Source organism: Salinimicrobium oceani (genome assembly GCF_012037645.1).
In genome coordinates this window covers 1-769 of record NZ_JAAVJR010000106.1, presented here as the reverse complement: position 1 = coordinate 769, position 769 = coordinate 1, and the positions used below count along the sequence as shown (strand labels likewise).

Genomic DNA, 769 nt, shown 5'->3' with positions numbered 1-769 from the left:
CTGTAACTCCTGCTACTCCTCTAAAAGCTTCAGTATATTTTTTGGCTGCTTCCTGCCGGGCTTTATTGTATTTATTCAGGTTGGGAAGTTTCGCCCTTAGCACTGCTGCCTGTATGCTGTCCAACCTTGAATTCACACCCACCACATCGTGGTGATACCGCTCATACATCCCGTGGTTGACAATTCCGCGTATGGTATGTGCCAGCTCATCATCATTGGTAAAGATCGCTCCCCCGTCTCCATAGCATCCTAAGTTTTTTGAAGGGAAGAAGGAAGTGGATGCAGCATGACCAATAGCTCCTGCTTTTTTACTGCTGCCGTCTTTGAAATGATAATTGGCACCTATAGCCTGGGCGTTATCCTCAATAACAAAAAGCTTATGTTCTTCGGCGATTTCCATAATGGCATCCATATTGGCAGTCTGGCCAAAAAGATGCACGGGAACTATAGCTTTGGTCTTTGGAGTAATGGCTTTCTTAATAGCTTCAGGATCGATGTTAAAGGTGTCCGGCTCCACGTCTACCAGTACCGGAGTCAACTGAAGCAAGGCAATGACCTCAACAGTTGCCGCAAAAGTAAAGTCGGCCGTGATCACCTCATCTCCGGGTTTTAATCCGAGACCCATCATGGCGATCTGCAGGGCATCTGTTCCATTGGCGCACGGGATGACATGTTTCACATCCAGGTACTCCTCCAGTTCCTTTTGGAAGGTCTGTACCTCGGGCCCGTTTATGAAAGCGGTGGTATCTAAAACCTCTAAAATTGAATA

At 46.9% G+C, this 769-nt stretch carries 1 protein-coding gene; it reads right to left on the bottom strand.

The window, feature by feature from the left end; genetic code table 11:
- Positions 1-769: DegT/DnrJ/EryC1/StrS family aminotransferase (locus tag HC175_RS15685; RefSeq protein ID WP_209310017.1), on the bottom strand; the 769-nt coding region annotated here is incomplete at both ends.